The organism is Roseinatronobacter sp. NSM (assembly GCF_052379845.1).
GTDB lineage: Bacteria > Pseudomonadota > Alphaproteobacteria > Rhodobacterales > Rhodobacteraceae > Roseinatronobacter.
Map to the genome: position 1 here is coordinate 31,892 of NZ_JBQTCF010000010.1, position 16,689 is coordinate 48,580.

The window sequence follows — 16,689 nt, forward strand, 5'->3', positions numbered from 1 at the left end:
GCCAGACCATCGCGGGGCGCGCGCGCGGGCCTGTGGCTAGATTTTCCCGCGTTGTGCAAAAATGCGCTGGCGCATTGTTTCGGACGCGGCAAGCTGGGCCTGCGCCGAAAGGTCCACAGACCAGTTGGCCAAATCCCGCGATCCGTCCATCCGGTCCAGCGCCTGCGGCAATGTGATGTCGTAGGCCTTCGCACGCGCAAGCGCGTCCTTGACCAGATTTTGCGCATCAGGGCGGGGCATATGGGCGGCCAGTGCGAAACTTGCGGCTTCGGCCAATGCGGCACCATGCCCGGCGTCAAGCTGCGCAGCCATGCGCGCGGGGTCTGCCGTCAGGCTGGTGATCAGGTCCAGCGCGTGGCGCAACGCTGCTGCAGTGGCAACGCCCATTTGCGGCAAGGCCAGCCATTCCAGCGCCCAGGCTGCCCCGTCGCGTTCTTCCAGCGGGCTGGCCGCGCCGGTCAGGGCCGGTTGCAAACAGGCCGTCCAACCGGCCAGGGTGATGATGGCTTCGGCCCCGACAGGGTTGGACTTTTGCGGCATGGTGGATGATCCGCCGCCAGTGCCTGCGCGGGCTTCCGCTATTTCGGACCGGCCAAGGGTGACCAGATCGCGCGCCGCTTTTGCCAGCGCGGCCGAAACGCCCGCCAGCCAGCCCCCAAGCCCCATGATGGCCATGCGGTCCGTATGCCAGCAAGGCGCATCTGCCAGACCCAGTTCGCGCGCCAGTTCCGCAGACAGCGCCGCGCCATGCGTGCCCACAGCGCTGGCAGACCCTGATGCGCCGCCGAACTGCACACGCAGCAGCCGCGCGCGCATGTCCGGCAAGGCCGCTTCCAGCGCCATCAACGGTTGCGCCCAAGTGGCGATACGCAGTCCAAAACTGATAGGTGTCGCCACCTGACTGCGCGTGCGCCCCGCCATCAGCGTATCAGAATGGGCATCACTGGCCTGGCGCAGCGCGTCCAGCAGTTGCCCAACCCGCGCGGCCAGCATGTCCAGCATGTCGCGCCATTGCAGCACATGCGCGCAATCGACAATATCCTGACTGGTCGCACCCCAGTGCAAGAACTGCCCGTCCGGCCCCAGCCCTGCCTGCAACTGCTTGACCAGTGCGGGCACCGGCACACCGGCTGCCGCAGTGCCCATGCCCAATATGCACGGGTCGACATGGGTGTGCGCCAACGCGTCCGACAGCCGCGCGGCCACGTCCGGCGGGATAAGCCCGACCGCACCGCAAGCACGCGCAAGCGCGGCTTCCACCGTGACCATATGTGCGACAAAGCGCGCCTCTGACAGGATGTCTGCGGCCTGCGCGTCGCCCATCAAGGGGCCAAGAACTGCGCTGTCAAACGGGCTGGGGGTCATGTGCGCAAGGGCAGGTTCAGGATGTCGCGCGCCTGTTGCCATGTGGCCACCGGACGATCATATTTCGCGCATAACGCCGCAGTCCGCGACACCAGCGCCGCATTGGACGGGGCAAGGCGGTTTCGGTCCAGCCGAACGTTGTCTTCCAGTCCGGTGCGGGTATGGCCACCGCGCGCAATGGCCCATTCATTGACCACAATCTGGTTGGGACCAATGCCCGCCGCACACCACAGCGCATCGGGCGCAAAGCGTTTCAGCGTTTCGATATAGATGTCCAGAATACGTTCATCCGCGATCATGGCGTTTTTCACACCCATAACGAATTGAACATAGAGCGGATGCTTCAACCGCCCGTCGCCTGCCATTTTCGCGGCCTGAATGATATGTGACAGGTCAAATGCCTCAATCTCGGGCATGACGTCATATTTCAGCATTTCAGACGCCAGCCAATCCACCAGATCGGGCGGGTTTTCATACACACGCGTGGGAAAATTGTTCGACCCAACGGACAGCGACGCCATGTCGGGGCGCAGGGGCAACATGCCGCCGCGCGCCTGCCCCGCCCCCGAACGCCCGCCCGTGGACAACTGGATAATCATGCCCGGGCAGTGCTTTTCCAGCCCTTCTTTCAGGCGTGCGAATTTTTCGGGGTCTGATGACGGGGTTTCATCATCGTTGCGCACATGGCAATGCGCGATGGTCGCACCCGCTTCAAACGCTTCTTGCGTGCTTTCGACCTGTTCGGAAATCGTCACAGGCACCGCAGGGTTGGCGGCCTTGGTGGGCACCGAGCCGGTGATGGCCACAGCGATGATGCAAGGGTTTGTCATGGCGGCTATTGTCCTTTTCGCATGCGGCAGTCTTGCCCCCCGCCCGCGGCCCAGCAGGACACGGGCGGGGGGCGTGTTTCATCACATGTCCAGAAACACGGTTTCGCCTGCGCCCTGCAAGCGGATATCAAACCGATATTGCCCCGGCCCGGTCTTTTTGGCAATCAGCGTGTCCACACGGGGGCGCTGTTCAATGCGCGCCAGAATGGGGTCTTTGGCGTTATCCTCATCTTCGAAATAGATGCGGGTTTGCAGCCCGATATTGATACCGCGCGCAACAATCCACAGCGCGATATGGGGCGCTTGCAGGGTTCCGTCACGGGTGGCAACAGGGCCGGGTTTGACTGTCCGCAGACAGAATTCACCAGTTTCCGCATCTGCCGCGAACCTGCAAAACCCCGACACATTGGGGTCGGCACCGGCCTGACCTGCGAATTTCCCCTGTGCGTCTGCCTGCCAGCTTTCGATCAGCGCGTCGCGCATGGCCCAGCCTGTCCCATCATAGACGGAGCCGGTAATCTCGATCACCTCGCCTTGTGCGCCGTCCGCAATGGGGCTTGTACCAAATTCCTCGTCGAAGGTTTCAGCGTTGCCCGCATAGGTGGGCATCATGCCGATATGCACATAGGGGCCAGCGGTCTGCGACGGGGTTTCCTGCAGCATGTCAAGTTTCTGAACCATGATTACATCCCCTCCGGTTTGTTCTCGAACATGCTTTGGCGGCGGCCACGCAGCACAATGTCGAATTTATAGGCCAGATAATCCAGCGGCTTGGACGCTGCCATATCCAGCGGGGCCACCAACCGGTCCAGTTGCGCACGGTTCTTGATGGTGGCGGCAATCGGGCAAAGCGGGATCAGCGGGTCCCCCTCGAAATACATCTGGGTGATCAGGCGCTGGCCAAAGCTGTGGCCGAAAACCGAAATGTGAATATGCATCGGCCGCCAATCATTCCCACGATTGGGCCAGGGATAGGCACCGGGGCGGATGGTCAGGAACTGGTAGCGCCCCTGCTCATCGGTCAGGGTGCGTCCGCAACCGCCAAAATTGGGGTCCAGCGGGGCCAGATAGCCGTCTTTTTTGTGGCGGTAGCGCCCGCCCGCGTTGGCTTGCCAGATTTCGACAAGCGTGTTGGGCACGGCACGCCCGTGTTCGTCCAGAACCCGCCCATACATCAGGATACGTTCGCCCACAGCCGGGGCCGCGCCGCGCGTCCAGTTCAGGATCAGGTTGTTGTCCAGCGCGCCAAACCGCCCATGCCCGAAAGCTGGGCCGGTTTCTTCCGACGGGGTTGAATCCAGCGACAAAAGCGGCAGGTTGGGGGACCGCGCCACGCTGGTCTTGTAGTCCGGATCATAGGGGTCGGGGTGTATTGCGCGGTTGCGCGGAATCAATGGTCCATCAAGCATTGTCTGCCGCCTCCATTTCGGCAAAGGTGGCTTTCGCCAGTTTTATCGCATGGTTTGCACGCGGAACGCCCGCATAGATTGCCACATGCTGGAACGCTTCCATCACATCGCGCGCGGTTGCGCCGGTTTGCGCAGTGGCGCGGATATGCATCGGTATTTCTTCAAAATTGCCAGTCGCGGCCAGCAATGCCAATGTCAGCATGGACCGTTCGCGGCGGGTTATTGCATCGGACGCCCAGACAGTGCCCCATGCGCCTTCGGTAATCAGCGTCTGGAAGGGCGTGTCCAGTTCCGTGCGGGCCGCTTCGGCGCGGTCGACATGGGCATCCCCCAAAACACTGCGGCGCACGGCCATTCCGGCCTCATAACGGTTTGTCATGCTATCTCCTTCAGGAAGGCTGTGATCAATGCGGCCACCTGCGCGGGCGATTCCACACAGGGCAGGTGCCCTGCCCCGTCAATCAGGTGGAAGGGCGCGTCCATCAGCGCGGCGGTGGCATGAACCAGGTCCGGCGGGGTTGCGCCGTCCTGGCTGCCAGCCATGGCCAGGGCGGGCAGGTCCAGCGCGCGGGTAGTTTCGGTCAGGTCCGCCCCTGCGATGGCCGCGCAACACCCCGCGTATCCCGCTTGCGTGGTTCGGCACAGCATATTGCGCCACAGCGCCAGTTCTGCGGGTTTGTCGCGGTGAAAGGCGGGCGCGAACCAGCGCGCCATGACCCCGTCAGCAAGGGGCGCAATGCCGTTTTCCTGCACGGCCTGAATGCGGTCTTGCCACATTTGCGCGGGGCCAATCCGCGCGGCAGTGTCCATCAGCACAATCGCGCGCACCAGATCAGGGCGCGCATGGGCCAGCCCCTGCGCAATCATCCCGCCAATGGACAGGCCGATGACAACCGCGTTGGCAACGCCCAACTGATCCAGAATTGCGGCGGCATCGGCCACCAGATCCTCCATGGCATAGGGGGCGGGCGGCGCGTCTGACAAGCCATGCCCGCGCTTGTCATAGCGGATCAGGCGCAGCCCGTCAGGCAACAGCGGCACGACAGCATCCCACACCCGTAAATCCGTGCCCAATGAATTGGCAAACACCACGGGCAAAGCATCGCGGGGACCATCATCATGGACATGCAGGGTGATGTTATTGTGAGTAACCGTTTTCATGCGCTCATTTTACACATCTGCGCGTCGGATAAAATTATAATTTTTGGCATAATTCATAACCCTTGGGTTATTTATGTATCAAACCAAGACCAACATGCCGAGCCGCTACTTGAAGATTTTTATTGCGAATGATTATCATTTACATATACTGCAGGCATACCGAAACCAATCAGGATTACCACATGCACCGCCCCGTTGCTTTTGCCACCACCCTTGCACTGGCCTTGGGCCTTGGGCCGCGCGCAATGGCAGAAGATGCCCCCTTGAACGTTCTGGCCACCATTGGAATGATCGCTGATGTGGCGCAAAATGTTGCAGGCCCTTGCGCCACAGTGTCCACGCTGATCGGTGCAGGCACCGACCCGCATGATTATTCAGCCACCCCGCGCGATGTGCAGGCGCTGGCAAGCGCGGAACTTATCTTCTATGTGGATGCCGCGCTGGAAGAACGGCTTGCAGGCGTGCTGCAGAATTTCGCGGACCGCACGCCCACCATCGGGCTGGTCGCAGCCACATTCGACAGCGCCGACCTTCTGGCGGACCCCGACGCGCCCGGAACGCTGGACCCCCATCTATGGATGGATGTCAGCCGCTGGATGAAGATTGCCCCGGTTATCGCAGATGAAATCACCCGTTTGCGGCCCGCCTGCCAACAGGGCATTCAGGACAATCTTGCGCAATATACAGCCCAGCTGGACGCCTTGCATGACTGGGTTGAAGAAACCATTGCGACCATACCAGTGCAACAGCGCATGCTGGTCACGGCACATGACGCCTTCGCCTATTATTCCAATGCTTACGGGATTGAAGCATCAGAAGCCATCGAAGGGCTAAGCACCACATCCGAGGCCAGCATAGGCGACATTCGGAATGTCGCGGCATTTGTGGTGGAAAACAGCGTGCCTGCGGTGTTTGTGGAAACCACGCTGAACCCGCGCACCATTGACGCCCTGATTGCAGAGGCGCAGTCGCTGGGCCATGATGTCACCCTTGGGGGGGCGCTGTATTCCGACGCGATGGGCGACGTCGGCACAGCCGAAGGCACTTATATCGGGATGATCCGACACAACACGGCCACCATCGCGCACGCCCTTGGCGGCACAGTGCCCCCGCTGCCGGACCTGTTGCGCGATTGGGCCGAAACATGGGATATGGCACAGTGATGTGCCTGTGCTATGTGCAATGGCGTTGCAGGCCACACCGGGCTGCAACACGCCGCCTTAGGAAAGACACGCAATGCGCGACGACAGCCTGCACGAACCCCAATTTGCCCTGCATGTCGAGGATCTGACTGTCAGCTACGGGGCAAACCCGGCACTGTGGGATATTGATCTTGATATTCCGCCGGGGGTGATGGCAGCCATCGTCGGGCCGAACGGGTCGGGCAAATCCACATTGCTGAAAACCGCGCTGGGGCTGGTGCGGCCTGTGGCGGGGCATGTGCGGTTTCTGGGCCGCCCGGTTGACCAGATGCGCGGCAAAATCGGCTATGTCCCTCAACGCCACAGCGTTGACTGGGATTTTCCGACAACCGCGCGCGATGTCGTGGAAATGGGGCTATACCGCAAGATTGGCTGGTTCCGCCGCCCCAAGGCCGCCGACCGCGCCCGCGCCATAGATGCATTGCGCGAATTGGGCATGCAGGATTACGCCGACCGCCAGATCAGCCAGCTTTCGGGCGGTCAACAACAGCGCGTGTTCATCGCCCGCGCGCTGGTGCAGGATGCCCCGATCCTGATCCTTGATGAACCCATGGCAGGCGTCGACGCCGCAACCGAGGCCGTGATCATCGACCTGCTGCACCGTCTGCGCGCCCAAGGGCGCACCATCATCGTGGTCCATCATGACCTGACCACCGTGCAAAGCTATTTTGACTGGCTGGTTATGATGCATGTGCGCATCATTGCCCAAGGGCCTGTGGCAGAAACCTATACCCCCGAAAACCTGCGCGCCACCTATGGCCGGCAACTTGCCATGATTGCACAGACAGGGGCACAGGAATGAGCGCGCTTCTGGCAAGCAGCATCGTGCAGACCGTGCTTGTGGGCGCAGCGCTTCTGGGGGCCATCAGTGGCATGCTGGGTGCGTTTGCCGTGTTGCGCCAGCAAAGCCTGTTGGGCGATGCACTAAGCCATGCCGCCCTGCCCGGTGTCTGCCTTGGGTTCCTTGTGGCGGGCGGGCGCGATCTGGGCAGCATACTGGCAGGCGCGTTTTTCACGGGCGCGCTGGCGGCCCTGGCCCTGCAAGTGATCGTGCGCCGCACCACGCTGAAAACCGATGCGGCGTTGGGCATTGTGCTAAGCGTCTTTTTCGCGGTGGGCGTTGTGGCGCTGACCTATATTCAGGGGCAAGGCGGGGCGGCATCATCGGGGTTGATGACCTTCCTGTTCGGGCAGGCCGCCGCCATCCTGCGCAGCGATCTGTGGATCATGGGCGCAGGCGGTTTGGCCGCGCTGGCGCTGGTGCTGGCCTTGTGGAAGGAATTCAAGCTGGTCAGTTTCGATGCGAATTTTGCCCGTGCCCAAGGGCTGCCCGTGGCATGGATCGAAGGGGCGCTGACGGTCATGGTGGCCTTTGCAATTGTCATCGGGCTGCAATTGGTGGGCGTGGTGCTGATGGTCGCGTTGCTGATTGCCCCTGCCGCAGCGGCACGGCAATGGACCAACGCGCTTGGCCCCATGGTGGTTCTGTCGGCCACGCTGGGGGCGCTGTCGGGCGCATTGGGCGCGCTGATCAGTGCATCGGCGCGCGGGCTGGCAACGGGGCCGGTTGTCGTGCTGATTGCCACGGCTTTTGTGCTGTTTTCCATGCTGGCGGCCCCACGGCGGGGCTTGGTCTGGCAGGCGCTGGCCGCACGCGCCATGCGCGCGCGCATCAGCGAAGGGCGCGTACTGACCGCCCTGCAAGGGTTGGCCCACGCCCATGGCGACGCTGCCTACAAGGCAGAACGCGGCATGCTGAACACCGCTTTGGGGGCTGCGCCCCACACCATGCGGATACAGGCACTGGAACGGCGCGGCCTGATCCAGCAAGTGACCCACCCGCCCGAAACAACCCCGCATTGGGAACTGACAAGGGCCGGCCATGCAGAAGCGCGCGCCCTGTCAGGCCGCGCGGCCGACAAGGACGGGACCTGTCATGATTGACGCCTATTTCGCGTCCATCCCCGCCATGATTCTGACAACCGGCATTCTGGTGGGGGCGTCCGGCGCACTGCTGGGCAGTTTCCTTGTGCTACGCGGCAATTCCATGCTGACCGACGCCATAAGCCATTCCATTGTTTTGGGAATTATCCTTGTGTGGCTGCTGACAGGCCATTTGACCGGCCCTTTGCAAATCCTTGGCGCTGCGGTCACGGGACTGGTGACTGTGGCCCTGTCAGAAGCGCTGGCACGGTCGGGGCTGGTCAGAATGGATGCCGCCATCGGGCTGATCTTTCCCGCATTGTTTGCCACAGGCGTGATCTTGATTTCCCTGAATGCGCGCAATGTTCATATTGATGTGGACACAGTGCTTCTGGGGGAAATCGGCTTTGTCTGGTTGCACACACTGTCAGTGGGGGGGCTGCAGGTTCCCGTCGCTGTGGCAACACTGGGGGCGGTTTTTGCGGTCAATCTGGCCTTCGTGCTGGCGTTCTGGAAGGAACTGAAACTGACCACATTCGATGCCGGACTGGCCGCCGCGCTGGGGCTGTTTCCGGGGGTGCTGCATTATGCGATTCTGACCCTGACCAGTGTTACCGCTGTGGCCGCGTTTGATGCGGTGGGCGCGGTGTTGTTCATCGCCTTTGTGATTGTGCCCCCGGCTACTGCCTATCTGCTGACGCGTCGGTTATGGCTTATGGTCGTGCTGGCAGTCGCGTTTTCAGTGCTGTCATGCGTGTCAGGGTATGGTCTGGCCGTGGCGTGGAATGTGTCCATCGGGGGCATGATGGCCGCGATGACCGGGCTTTGGTTTGTGCTGGCGTTGCTGCTGGCGCCGGGCCGTGGGGTGGTGTCACAGGCGCTGCACCGGTCGTCAGAACGGCTGGACCATGATTGCCGCACGCTGGTGGCCCATCTGTACACCCACCAGAACAGCCCCGACATGCCCGAAGAAAACACCCGCCGGGCCTTGACCGAGAATTTGCGCTGGCCCGAAAGCCGCGCCCGCGCTGCAATTCTGCGCGCGCTGGACCGCGACCTGATTGAACGGCGTGACGGGTTGCTGGCGTTGCGCCCCAAAGGGCAGGCCGTGGCAGAAAGTATATTCGCGCGCCATGACCGGCCACAGTTGAGGCTTGACTAATCCGACCTTTTTGATAAGTCTTTATGTGACGCCAAGCCAGCCAGCAGGTCAGCCCGGTATAAAGCAAATTTCGGCACACCCTGCCGACCTGTTTCGGGCGCTAGATATGACCATTGCCGCATCACAGATGTCCAAGGACACGCTGCAGCAGATTGCAGGCAATCGCGCCAGTTGCGCTGCGCGGTGCCGCGATGATGTGCTGAACCTGTTTTGTGACGCACCCTGCACCTGTCTGGCCGAACATGCCCCGCTGACGGACTGGCTGCTGTTCCAAAGCGCAGCTTGCACGCAAACCCAATGACAGACAGGACCATGCCCGACGCCCTGCATATTTGCCGCGCCCCGGATGCGGGCACTAGCGCAACCGATACAGACCTGCCATGCCATGATGCCGCCGCCCTGACAAATGGGGGCACCACAGCGCATATCGCCCTTGATGGACAAATCTATACCCTGCGTATCACGCGCACCCGAAAGCTTATTCTAACCAAGTAACCCCAGCCAGTTGCCCCTATACAGGGCACCAGTCAGGACCCCGAACATGAGCAAGATTCCATCCCCGTGTATTGGCGTATGCAAATTCAAACGCGAAGGTCATTGCATCGGGTGTTCGATGACCAAGACACAGAAATCCATGTTCAAGAAGCTGAAAAAGGAAACGCACCAGATGGCCTTTGTGGACCTTCTGATGCATCAACAAAACGATCTTGGCAAATACCGCCATTGGCCCGACGCCTACCGCAAACGCTGCGCGAAGAAGGGCGTCAAACCCCCGCTATAGCAGCCTTCAGCCCAGATGGGCGCGCAGAAGCCATGCGAATTTTTCATGCACCTGCCCGCGCCCGATGGCCAGATCCTGCGTTATCAGGTCACCATGTTCTTCGGCAATCGCAGCGGCCCCTGCAAGGGTGGCGGCCAGTGTGTCCTGTGCCTTGGCCATTGTGTCGATCATCGCCTCGGCTGGCGCATGGCCGTCATGTTCGGCCACTTTGGACCGCTTCAGCATGATGGCAAGCTGCCCTTCGGCATGGCCACCAAGGGCTTTTACGCGTTCGGCCAGATCATCCTGCGCGGTGAAATGGTCCTCATAGATTTTCTGGAACATGTCATGCAGCGGACCAAAGGCCATGCCGGTCACATTCCAGTGGAAATTCTGCGCAAGCATGGTTGTTACGGCGGTTTCGGCCACGCATTGGTTCAATGCCTCGCAAATGGCTTCTTGTGCAGTTGGGGTCAATTGCTGTGCTGTCTGGGTCATAAGGAACCCTCCTGTCATTTTACAAATCATGGATTATGCAACACGGGACTGGCTTGCGACCCTGCTGGCTACCCGCTTGATCTGAAGATAAGCGAGGCATTGGCAGGTTTCAAGACTTTTTAGAAAGATTCTAAGACTTAGAGGTTTAATCGGGTTTGGGCCCGGCCAAGCGCTGCATCATCTGGGCGGCCAGCCACCCGACATGACGGCGCAGGTGCAAAGGCAGCCGTGCACGCAGCAAAAACGCCGTGCTGGCGCGGTCATCACGGGAAATGGCATCCATCAGCGCCAGAAGCCAGCTTTCATCGAAGGACCGTTCCGGTGCGCCAACGCGGTGGATAACCGGCCCATGCGACAGGCCCTGCACCAGAACCCGCAACAAGGCGTCTGCATAGGGTTGCGCGCCTTCATGCGGGGCGTTTTGCAACAGCGCGCAGGCTTCAAAGGGTTCAAGGCGCGCTTTCGCACGGCATTGGCGCATCAACACGCGCAGCAGCGTCAATGCCGCATGGTGTTTTTCGTGCTGCACGCCATGGTCTGGTGCAGGCTGTGCCGGTATGTGCTTTTGCAAACCCATCAATGCCCCCCTTCATTCCCGACTGATATAGTATGGAATGCCCCGCCTGACCAGAGGGGTCGCGCATCACCCATTCAGAAAACAGCACCTTCAGGCGCGGCGGCCAAGCTGCGCCACACCCAGAACCGACAGAACCCGCGCTTCAATATCGGGCGCATTCATGGCGGCTGCCGCATACATGTCATGGGGATTGGCCTGATCAATGAAGATGTCGGGCAACACCATGGAACGATATTTCAAGCCTGTATCGAACACGCCTTCTTCGGCCAGCAATTGCGCGACATGGCTGCCAAAACCGCCAATGGCCCCTTCTTCGATGGTGATCAGCGCTTCATGGTCTGCCGCAAGGCGCAAAATCAGGTCGCGGTCCAGCGGTTTGGCGAAACGCGCATCTGCAACAGTAGGGGTCACCCCCTTCGCGGCCAGCGCTTCGCAGGCCAGCAAAACTTCCGACAAGCGGGTGCCAAAGGACAGGATCGCTACGCGCGCCCCCTCGCGGATGATCCGGCCCTTGCCGATTTCCAGCACCTGTCCGCGTTCGGGCATCTCCACGCCGGTTCCTTCGCCGCGCGGAAAACGGAACGCGATTGGCCCGTCATCATGGGCGGCGGCAGTGGCGACCATATGCACCAGTTCGGCCTCATCCGCGGCGGCCATGACCACCATGCCGGGCAGGTTGGCCAGAAACGCCACGTCAAAACTGCCTGCATGGGTCGCGCCGTCGGCGCCCACCAGCCCCGCGCGGTCAATGGCAAACCGCACCGGCAGGCGCTGGATGGCCACATCATGGACCACCTGATCATAACCGCGCTGCAGGAATGTGGAATACATCGCGCAAAACGGTTTCATGCCCCCTGCCGCCAGCCCCGCGCAAAAGGTTACGCCATGCTGTTCGGCAATGGCCACATCGAACATGCGGTTCGGGAAGCGCTGCGCAAACAGGTCCAGCCCGGTGCCGTCAGGCATTGCGGCAGTAATTGCAACAATCCGGTCATCGCGGCGGGCTTCGGCAATCAGGGCTTCGGCAAACACCTTGGTGTAGCTTGGCGCATTTGACGCGGGCTTGTGCTGCTTGCCGGTTACCACATCGAACTTGGCACGCGCATGTCCACGATCAGCGGCCGCTTCGGCAGGGGCATAGCCCTTGCCCTTCTTGGTCAGAACATGAATCAGCATCGGTTCATCCGCACGCTCGCGCAATGTGCGCAGCACCCACAGCAACTGATCCAGATCATGGCCATCAATCGGGCCAAGGTAGTTGAAGCCCAACTCCTCGAACAGGGTGCCGCCAACAGTCATGTGTTTCAGCAGATCCTTGGCGCGCCGCGCCCCTTCCTGAAACGGCCCCGGCAGCAGGCTGAAGGCGTTTTTCATCGCGTGCTTGATGTCCTGCACCGGCTTTTCAGCATACAGCCGCGACAGGTAGCTGGACATCGCGCCAGTGGGGGGGGCAATCGACATTTCATTGTCGTTCAGGATGACAAACATGCGCCGCCCCAGATGGCCTGCGTTGTTCAGCGCTTCAAACGCCATGCCCGCACTGATGGACCCATCCCCGATAACGGCAATCGCATCGCCCAGCGCGGGATCAGGCGCGCCGCCCAGTTCGCGCGCCATGGTAAAGCCAAGTGCTGCTGAAATGCTGGTTGAACTATGCGCGGCCCCGAACGGGTCATAGGGCGATTCGGAGCGTTTGGTGAAGCCCGACAGCCCGTCTTTCTGGCGCAGGCTGCGCATGCGGTCGCGCCGCCCGGTCAGAATTTTATGCGGGTAGCATTGATGCGACACATCCCAGATCAGGCGGTCGCGGGGGGTGTCGAACACTGCGTGCAGGGCCACGGTCAATTCCACAACGCCAAGCCCCGCGCCCAAGTGCCCGCCGGTTTCAGACACGACTGCAATGGTTTCTGCGCGCAGCTCATCAGCAAGCTGGCGCAGGTCACGGTCGCTCATGCCCTTCAGGTCAGCGGGAGAGGTCACTTTATCCAGAAGCGGTGTCAGCGGCATGGCGGTTCCTTTTCCTGCGCGGCGCATTTCCCCAAGGCGCGGCCTTCAGGTTTGCCGAGCGATAGCGAATTGCGCGGCCTGTCGCAACATATCAGCCTGTGCGCCATAGGGGTCAAGGGCCGCTTGCGCCTGCGCGACAAGATCGCGCGCGCGCGCCCTTGCCCCGCCCAGCCCCAGCAGGGACACAAAAGTGGCCTTGCCCGCCGCTTCGTCCTTTTGCAGGCGCTTTCCTGCAAGGGCGGGGTCGCCCTCGACATCCAGAATGTCATCGGCAATCTGGAAGGCCAGACCCAACGCCCCCGCATAGGCAGCAAGCGGACCTGTATCGGCCCGCGCCATGCGCGCACCTGCGCAGGCGGACCATGTGATCAAGGCCCCCGTCTTGCCGGCCTGCAACTGCGTGATCTGGTTCAGCGTCAGGGGCGTGGCAGCGGTTTCGGCGGCAATGTCCAGTGCCTGCCCCAGAACCATACCCGATGCGCCCGCCGCATGGGCGAGAGTGGCCAGCAAATCCAGCCGCGCTTTCGGCGTCGGTGCCGCGTCATCGCGGGCCAGCAACCCAAACGCCAATGCCTGCAACGCATCGCCCACCAGAATGGCCGTGGCGTCGTCCCATTTCACATGCACTGTGGGCTGGCCCCGGCGCAGGCTGTCATCATCCATTGCGGGCAAATCATCATGCACCAGCGAATAGGCATGCACTGCCTCGATTGCGGCGGCGGCCTGAACGGCCATATCCGCCCCCACCCCGTGCAAGGCCGCGCTTTCCAGCACCAGAAACGCGCGCAGCTTCTTTCCACCCTGCGCGGCATAGGCCATGGCGTCGCGGATTGTGCTGGCAGGTTGGGCGGCTATTTCGGCCTGCAAGCGTGCCTCGGTCATGCTGGCAGCATCGGCCAACCGGACGGCAAAGCCTGTCATGCGGAAAAGGACTCCGTCCCCTCAGGGGTGCCGTTTTCGGACAAGCGGATCGCCTCAACACGCATTTGCGCGGCGTTCAGGCGTTCTTCGCATTGCTTCTTCAGCTTGGCGCCAGTTTCATACAGGGTGATTGACTGCTCCAGCGGCACGTCACCGCGTTCCAGCCGCGTGACAATATCTTCCAGCGCGCGCAGGGCTTCTTCAAAGCTCATTTCGGAAACGGGTTTATCGGTCATGCCTGCTGCTCCATCAAGACTGCCACATGCGCCGCGACTGACGCGGACAGCGCGGGCAGATCATACCCCCCCTCCAGCACCGACACCACCCGCCCATCGCAATGGCGCGCGGCAATGTCACACAGCGCCCCGGTGACCCACGCAAAATCCTGTTCCTGCAACGCAAGTTGCGCCAGCGGGTCATCCCGATGGGCATCAAACCCCGCCGAGATCAGCACAAGTTCGGGCGCGAAACGGTCAAGCTGCGGCAGCACGATATCTTCGTAAACCCGCCGGAAGGTCGCGCCATCCGTGCCCGGCGCCAGCGGCACATTGATGACGTTGCCATGCGCACCGCGTTCATCCGAGGCCCCAGTGCCGGGCCAAAGCGGCATCTGGTGGCTGGAAATGAACAGCGCGCGGGAGTCGTCCCATAACAGGTCTTGTGTGCCATTGCCGTGATGCACATCGAAATCCACGACCGCGACACGCGACAGGCCGTGCTGTTCCATCGCATGACGCGCGGCTATGGCAACAGTGCCGAACAGGCAAAACCCCATTGGCGTGGCGGTTTCTGCGTGGTGGCCAGGTGGGCGCATACCCACAAACGCATTGCGCACATCGCCGCGCAGCACCATGTCCACGCCCGCACAGGCCCCGCCCGCTGCGCGCAATGCCGCGTTCAGCGACCCGTTCGACACATGCGTGTCAGCGTCCAGCTGGTATATGCCCGCCGCAGGAATGGCGCGGCGGATACGGTCCAGATAGGCTTCGGGGTGGCAGCGCAGCACCTGCGCATCGCTGGCCAGCGGCGCGTCATGGCGCACAAGCGCCGCAAAGTCTGCGCCGGCAAGTGCGGCTTCAATCGCGGCCATGCGCGCCACCTGTTCAGGGTGACCGGCGGGTGTCTGGTGCAGTTGCGCATCAGGATGGGTGATATATGCTGTCGTCATGGGCGAAAGCTAGACGATTGCCCGCCAAGGGGAAAGAGTGATTTTGCACTGCAACAGCGCTTGTCCCGCCTGCGTGTCAGTGGCACCTTGGGGGAAACCGCGCCCACGGGCTAACTACAGGAAGGCAGATCGCAGGCAATGACAGACACCCCCGGCATCCTGACGCCCCCGCAGCATGCACACCGCAGCTTCACCGACCCCGAACAGGCCGTGGCCTGCCTTGAGGCACTTTATGGCGAAGCGCTTGATTTTCTGGTGCAAGGGTTCAACCAAACGGCCCGCGGCCAAGGCAGTGACCGCAGATATCGCGCCTTCTACCCTGAAATCCGGCTGGTGACCACGCGCTTTGACCGCATCGATTCCCGCCTGAGTTTTGGCCATGTCGCCGAACCCGGCACCTATTCCACAACAGTGACCCGCCCCGACCTGTTCCGCCATTACCTGAAACAGCAAATCGGCTTGCTGATGCGCAACCACAATGTGCCCGTCAGTATTGGCCCGTCAGACACCCCCATTCCGCTGCATTTCGCCATGGCAGGGCGCGGGGATGTGGTGCTGCCGGAAAACGGCGAAATGACACTTTCATTGCGCGATATGTTTGACGTGCCGGACCTGTCGACCACCAATGATGACATTGTGAATGGCGACCGCGTTGCCAATGCCGACGGGTCACACCCGCTGGCCTTGTTTACCGCCCAGCGCGTGGATTATTCACTGGCGCGCCTTGCGCATTACACGGCCACGGCGCCCGAACATTTCCAGAACCATATCCTGTTTACCAACTACCAATTCTATGTCGATGAATTCGAAGCCTTTGCCCGCGCGCAATTGCGCGACCCCGACAGCGGCTACACTGCCTTCATTGCGCCCGGCAATGTGGAACTGACCGACCCTGACAGCGACATACCCGCTTTGGCGCGGCTGCCGCAAATGCCCACCTACCACCTGAAACGCAAGCATGGCGCGGGCATCACGCTGGTCAATATCGGGGTTGGCCCGTCGAATGCGAAAACCGCGACCGACCATATTGCCGTTTTGCGCCCGCATGCATGGCTTATGGTGGGCCATTGCGCGGGCCTGCGCAATTCGCAGGCGCTGGGGGATTTTGTGCTGGCACATGCCTATTTGCGCGAAGACAACGTGCTTGACGCCGATTTGCCCGTCTGGGTGCCCATTCCCGCGCTGGCCGAAATCCAGATCGCGCTGCAAGACGCTGTGGCAGAGATTACGCAACTGGACGGCTATGCGCTGAAGCAGATCATGCGCACCGGCACAGTGGCCACAATCGACAACCGCAACTGGGAATTGCGCGACCAGTCCGGCCCGGTCCAGCGCCTGTCACAATCGCGCGCAATCGGACTGGACATGGAAAGCGCGACCATCGCCGCCAATGGCTTTCGCTTTCGGGTGCCATACGGAACCTTGCTATGTGTATCAGACAAACCATTGCATGGGGAACTGAAGCTGCCGGGCATGGCGTCGGACTTCTACAAGACGCAGGTGGCGCGACATTTGCGCATTGGCATCCGCGCCATGGAGTCGTTGCGCGACATGCCACTGGAACGAATTCACAGCCGCAAATTGCGCAGTTTCAACGAAACGGCCTTTCTCTGACCGGCGAATTTAGGCCATTCCGCATGAAAGGCCGTTTTTTATTGCCCTTTGGTGATTGTCAGCAGGCGCAATCTCGGGCTAGATGCGCAGCG

Annotated in this window: 20 protein-coding genes; 8 read left to right on the forward strand and 12 right to left on the reverse strand. The window is 61.5% G+C overall.

Going from position 1 to position 16,689, the window contains the following annotated elements:
* Positions 1-36: 36 nt before the first annotated feature.
* The 6 genes from ACTZWY_RS07240 to pcaD form a co-directional block, all read right to left on the reverse strand.
* Positions 37-1,407: a lyase family protein gene (locus ACTZWY_RS07240; protein ID WP_444790025.1), complete on the reverse strand. Its 1,371-nt coding sequence runs from the start codon at positions 1,405-1,407 to the stop codon at positions 37-39.
* Positions 1,362-2,195, reverse strand: a complete 834-nt coding sequence (locus ACTZWY_RS07245; RefSeq protein ID WP_444790026.1) for a 3-keto-5-aminohexanoate cleavage protein — start codon at positions 2,193-2,195, stop codon at positions 1,362-1,364. The genes ACTZWY_RS07240 and ACTZWY_RS07245 overlap by 46 nt, the downstream gene beginning before the upstream one ends.
* Positions 2,196-2,276: 81 nt before the next feature.
* Complete coding sequence (gene pcaG, locus ACTZWY_RS07250; RefSeq protein ID WP_444790027.1) at positions 2,277-2,876, reverse strand: protocatechuate 3,4-dioxygenase subunit alpha; 600 nt, start codon at positions 2,874-2,876, stop codon at positions 2,277-2,279.
* A 2-nt stretch (positions 2,877-2,878) separates the two neighbouring features.
* Positions 2,879-3,604, reverse strand: a complete 726-nt coding sequence (pcaH, locus tag ACTZWY_RS07255; RefSeq protein ID WP_444790028.1) for a protocatechuate 3,4-dioxygenase subunit beta — start codon at positions 3,602-3,604, stop codon at positions 2,879-2,881.
* Positions 3,597-3,983 (reverse strand): 4-carboxymuconolactone decarboxylase, encoded by a 387-nt coding sequence (pcaC, locus tag ACTZWY_RS07260; RefSeq protein WP_444790029.1) that lies wholly within the window; start codon positions 3,981-3,983, stop codon positions 3,597-3,599. The genes pcaH and pcaC overlap by 8 nt, the downstream gene beginning before the upstream one ends.
* Entirely contained in the window at positions 3,980-4,765 is a 786-nt protein-coding gene (gene pcaD / locus ACTZWY_RS07265) for a 3-oxoadipate enol-lactonase (protein ID WP_444790030.1), read from the reverse strand. Before pcaD ends, pcaC begins: the two co-directional genes overlap by 4 nt.
* 182 nt (positions 4,766-4,947) lie before the next feature.
* Between pcaD and ACTZWY_RS07270 the strand changes: the two genes are divergently transcribed.
* The 7 genes from ACTZWY_RS07270 to ACTZWY_RS07300 all read left to right on the forward strand — a co-directional run bounded on the left by ACTZWY_RS07270 (position 4,948) and on the right by ACTZWY_RS07300 (position 9,833).
* On the forward strand, positions 4,948-5,928 hold the full coding sequence (locus ACTZWY_RS07270; protein WP_444790031.1) for a metal ABC transporter solute-binding protein, Zn/Mn family: 981 nt from the start codon (positions 4,948-4,950) through the stop codon (positions 5,926-5,928).
* A gap of 73 nt (positions 5,929-6,001) precedes the next feature.
* Complete coding sequence (locus ACTZWY_RS07275; protein ID WP_444790032.1) at positions 6,002-6,769, forward strand: metal ABC transporter ATP-binding protein; 768 nt, start codon at positions 6,002-6,004, stop codon at positions 6,767-6,769.
* Positions 6,766-7,911: a metal ABC transporter permease gene (locus ACTZWY_RS07280; RefSeq protein ID WP_444790033.1), complete on the forward strand. Its 1,146-nt coding sequence runs from the start codon at positions 6,766-6,768 to the stop codon at positions 7,909-7,911. Before ACTZWY_RS07275 ends, ACTZWY_RS07280 begins: the two co-directional genes overlap by 4 nt.
* Positions 7,904-9,052, forward strand: coding sequence for a metal ABC transporter permease (locus ACTZWY_RS07285; protein WP_444790034.1), 1,149 nt, complete (start codon positions 7,904-7,906; stop codon positions 9,050-9,052). The genes ACTZWY_RS07280 and ACTZWY_RS07285 overlap by 8 nt, the downstream gene beginning before the upstream one ends.
* A 106-nt stretch (positions 9,053-9,158) precedes the next feature.
* Entirely contained in the window at positions 9,159-9,353 is a 195-nt protein-coding gene (locus ACTZWY_RS07290; RefSeq protein ID WP_444790035.1) for a hypothetical protein, read from the forward strand.
* Positions 9,350-9,547, forward strand: coding sequence for a hemin uptake protein HemP (gene hemP, locus ACTZWY_RS07295; RefSeq protein WP_444790036.1), 198 nt, complete (start codon positions 9,350-9,352; stop codon positions 9,545-9,547). The genes ACTZWY_RS07290 and hemP overlap by 4 nt, the downstream gene beginning before the upstream one ends.
* 46 nt (positions 9,548-9,593) lie before the next feature.
* Complete coding sequence (locus tag ACTZWY_RS07300) at positions 9,594-9,833, forward strand: DUF1289 domain-containing protein (RefSeq protein ID WP_444790037.1); 240 nt, start codon at positions 9,594-9,596, stop codon at positions 9,831-9,833.
* Between the two features lie 6 nt (positions 9,834-9,839).
* Here ACTZWY_RS07300 and ACTZWY_RS07305 read toward each other — a convergent pair whose 3' ends face one another.
* The 6 genes from ACTZWY_RS07305 to ACTZWY_RS07330 all read right to left on the reverse strand — a co-directional run bounded on the left by ACTZWY_RS07305 (position 9,840) and on the right by ACTZWY_RS07330 (position 14,983).
* A complete protein-coding gene (locus ACTZWY_RS07305) occupies positions 9,840-10,310 on the reverse strand; it encodes a Dps family protein (RefSeq protein WP_444790038.1) in 471 nt (156 codons plus the stop codon).
* Positions 10,311-10,455: 145 nt separating this feature from the next.
* Positions 10,456-10,887, reverse strand: coding sequence for a hypothetical protein (locus ACTZWY_RS07310; RefSeq protein WP_444790039.1), 432 nt, complete (start codon positions 10,885-10,887; stop codon positions 10,456-10,458).
* Between the two features lie 90 nt (positions 10,888-10,977).
* A complete protein-coding gene (dxs, locus tag ACTZWY_RS07315) occupies positions 10,978-12,921 on the reverse strand; it encodes a 1-deoxy-D-xylulose-5-phosphate synthase (RefSeq protein ID WP_444790040.1) in 1,944 nt (647 codons plus the stop codon).
* An 18-nt stretch (positions 12,922-12,939) separates the two neighbouring features.
* On the reverse strand, positions 12,940-13,815 hold the full coding sequence (locus ACTZWY_RS07320) for a polyprenyl synthetase family protein (protein ID WP_444790041.1): 876 nt from the start codon (positions 13,813-13,815) through the stop codon (positions 12,940-12,942).
* Positions 13,812-14,051, reverse strand: a complete 240-nt coding sequence (locus ACTZWY_RS07325; protein ID WP_444790042.1) for an exodeoxyribonuclease VII small subunit — start codon at positions 14,049-14,051, stop codon at positions 13,812-13,814. Before ACTZWY_RS07325 ends, ACTZWY_RS07320 begins: the two co-directional genes overlap by 4 nt.
* Positions 14,048-14,983, reverse strand: coding sequence for a histone deacetylase family protein (locus ACTZWY_RS07330; protein WP_444790043.1), 936 nt, complete (start codon positions 14,981-14,983; stop codon positions 14,048-14,050). The genes ACTZWY_RS07325 and ACTZWY_RS07330 overlap by 4 nt, the downstream gene beginning before the upstream one ends.
* A 138-nt stretch (positions 14,984-15,121) precedes the next feature.
* Here ACTZWY_RS07330 and ACTZWY_RS07335 point away from each other — a divergent pair, with 138 nt between their 5' ends.
* Positions 15,122-16,597, forward strand: coding sequence for an AMP nucleosidase (locus ACTZWY_RS07335; protein WP_444790044.1), 1,476 nt, complete (start codon positions 15,122-15,124; stop codon positions 16,595-16,597).
* Positions 16,598-16,689: the final 92 nt, after the last annotated feature.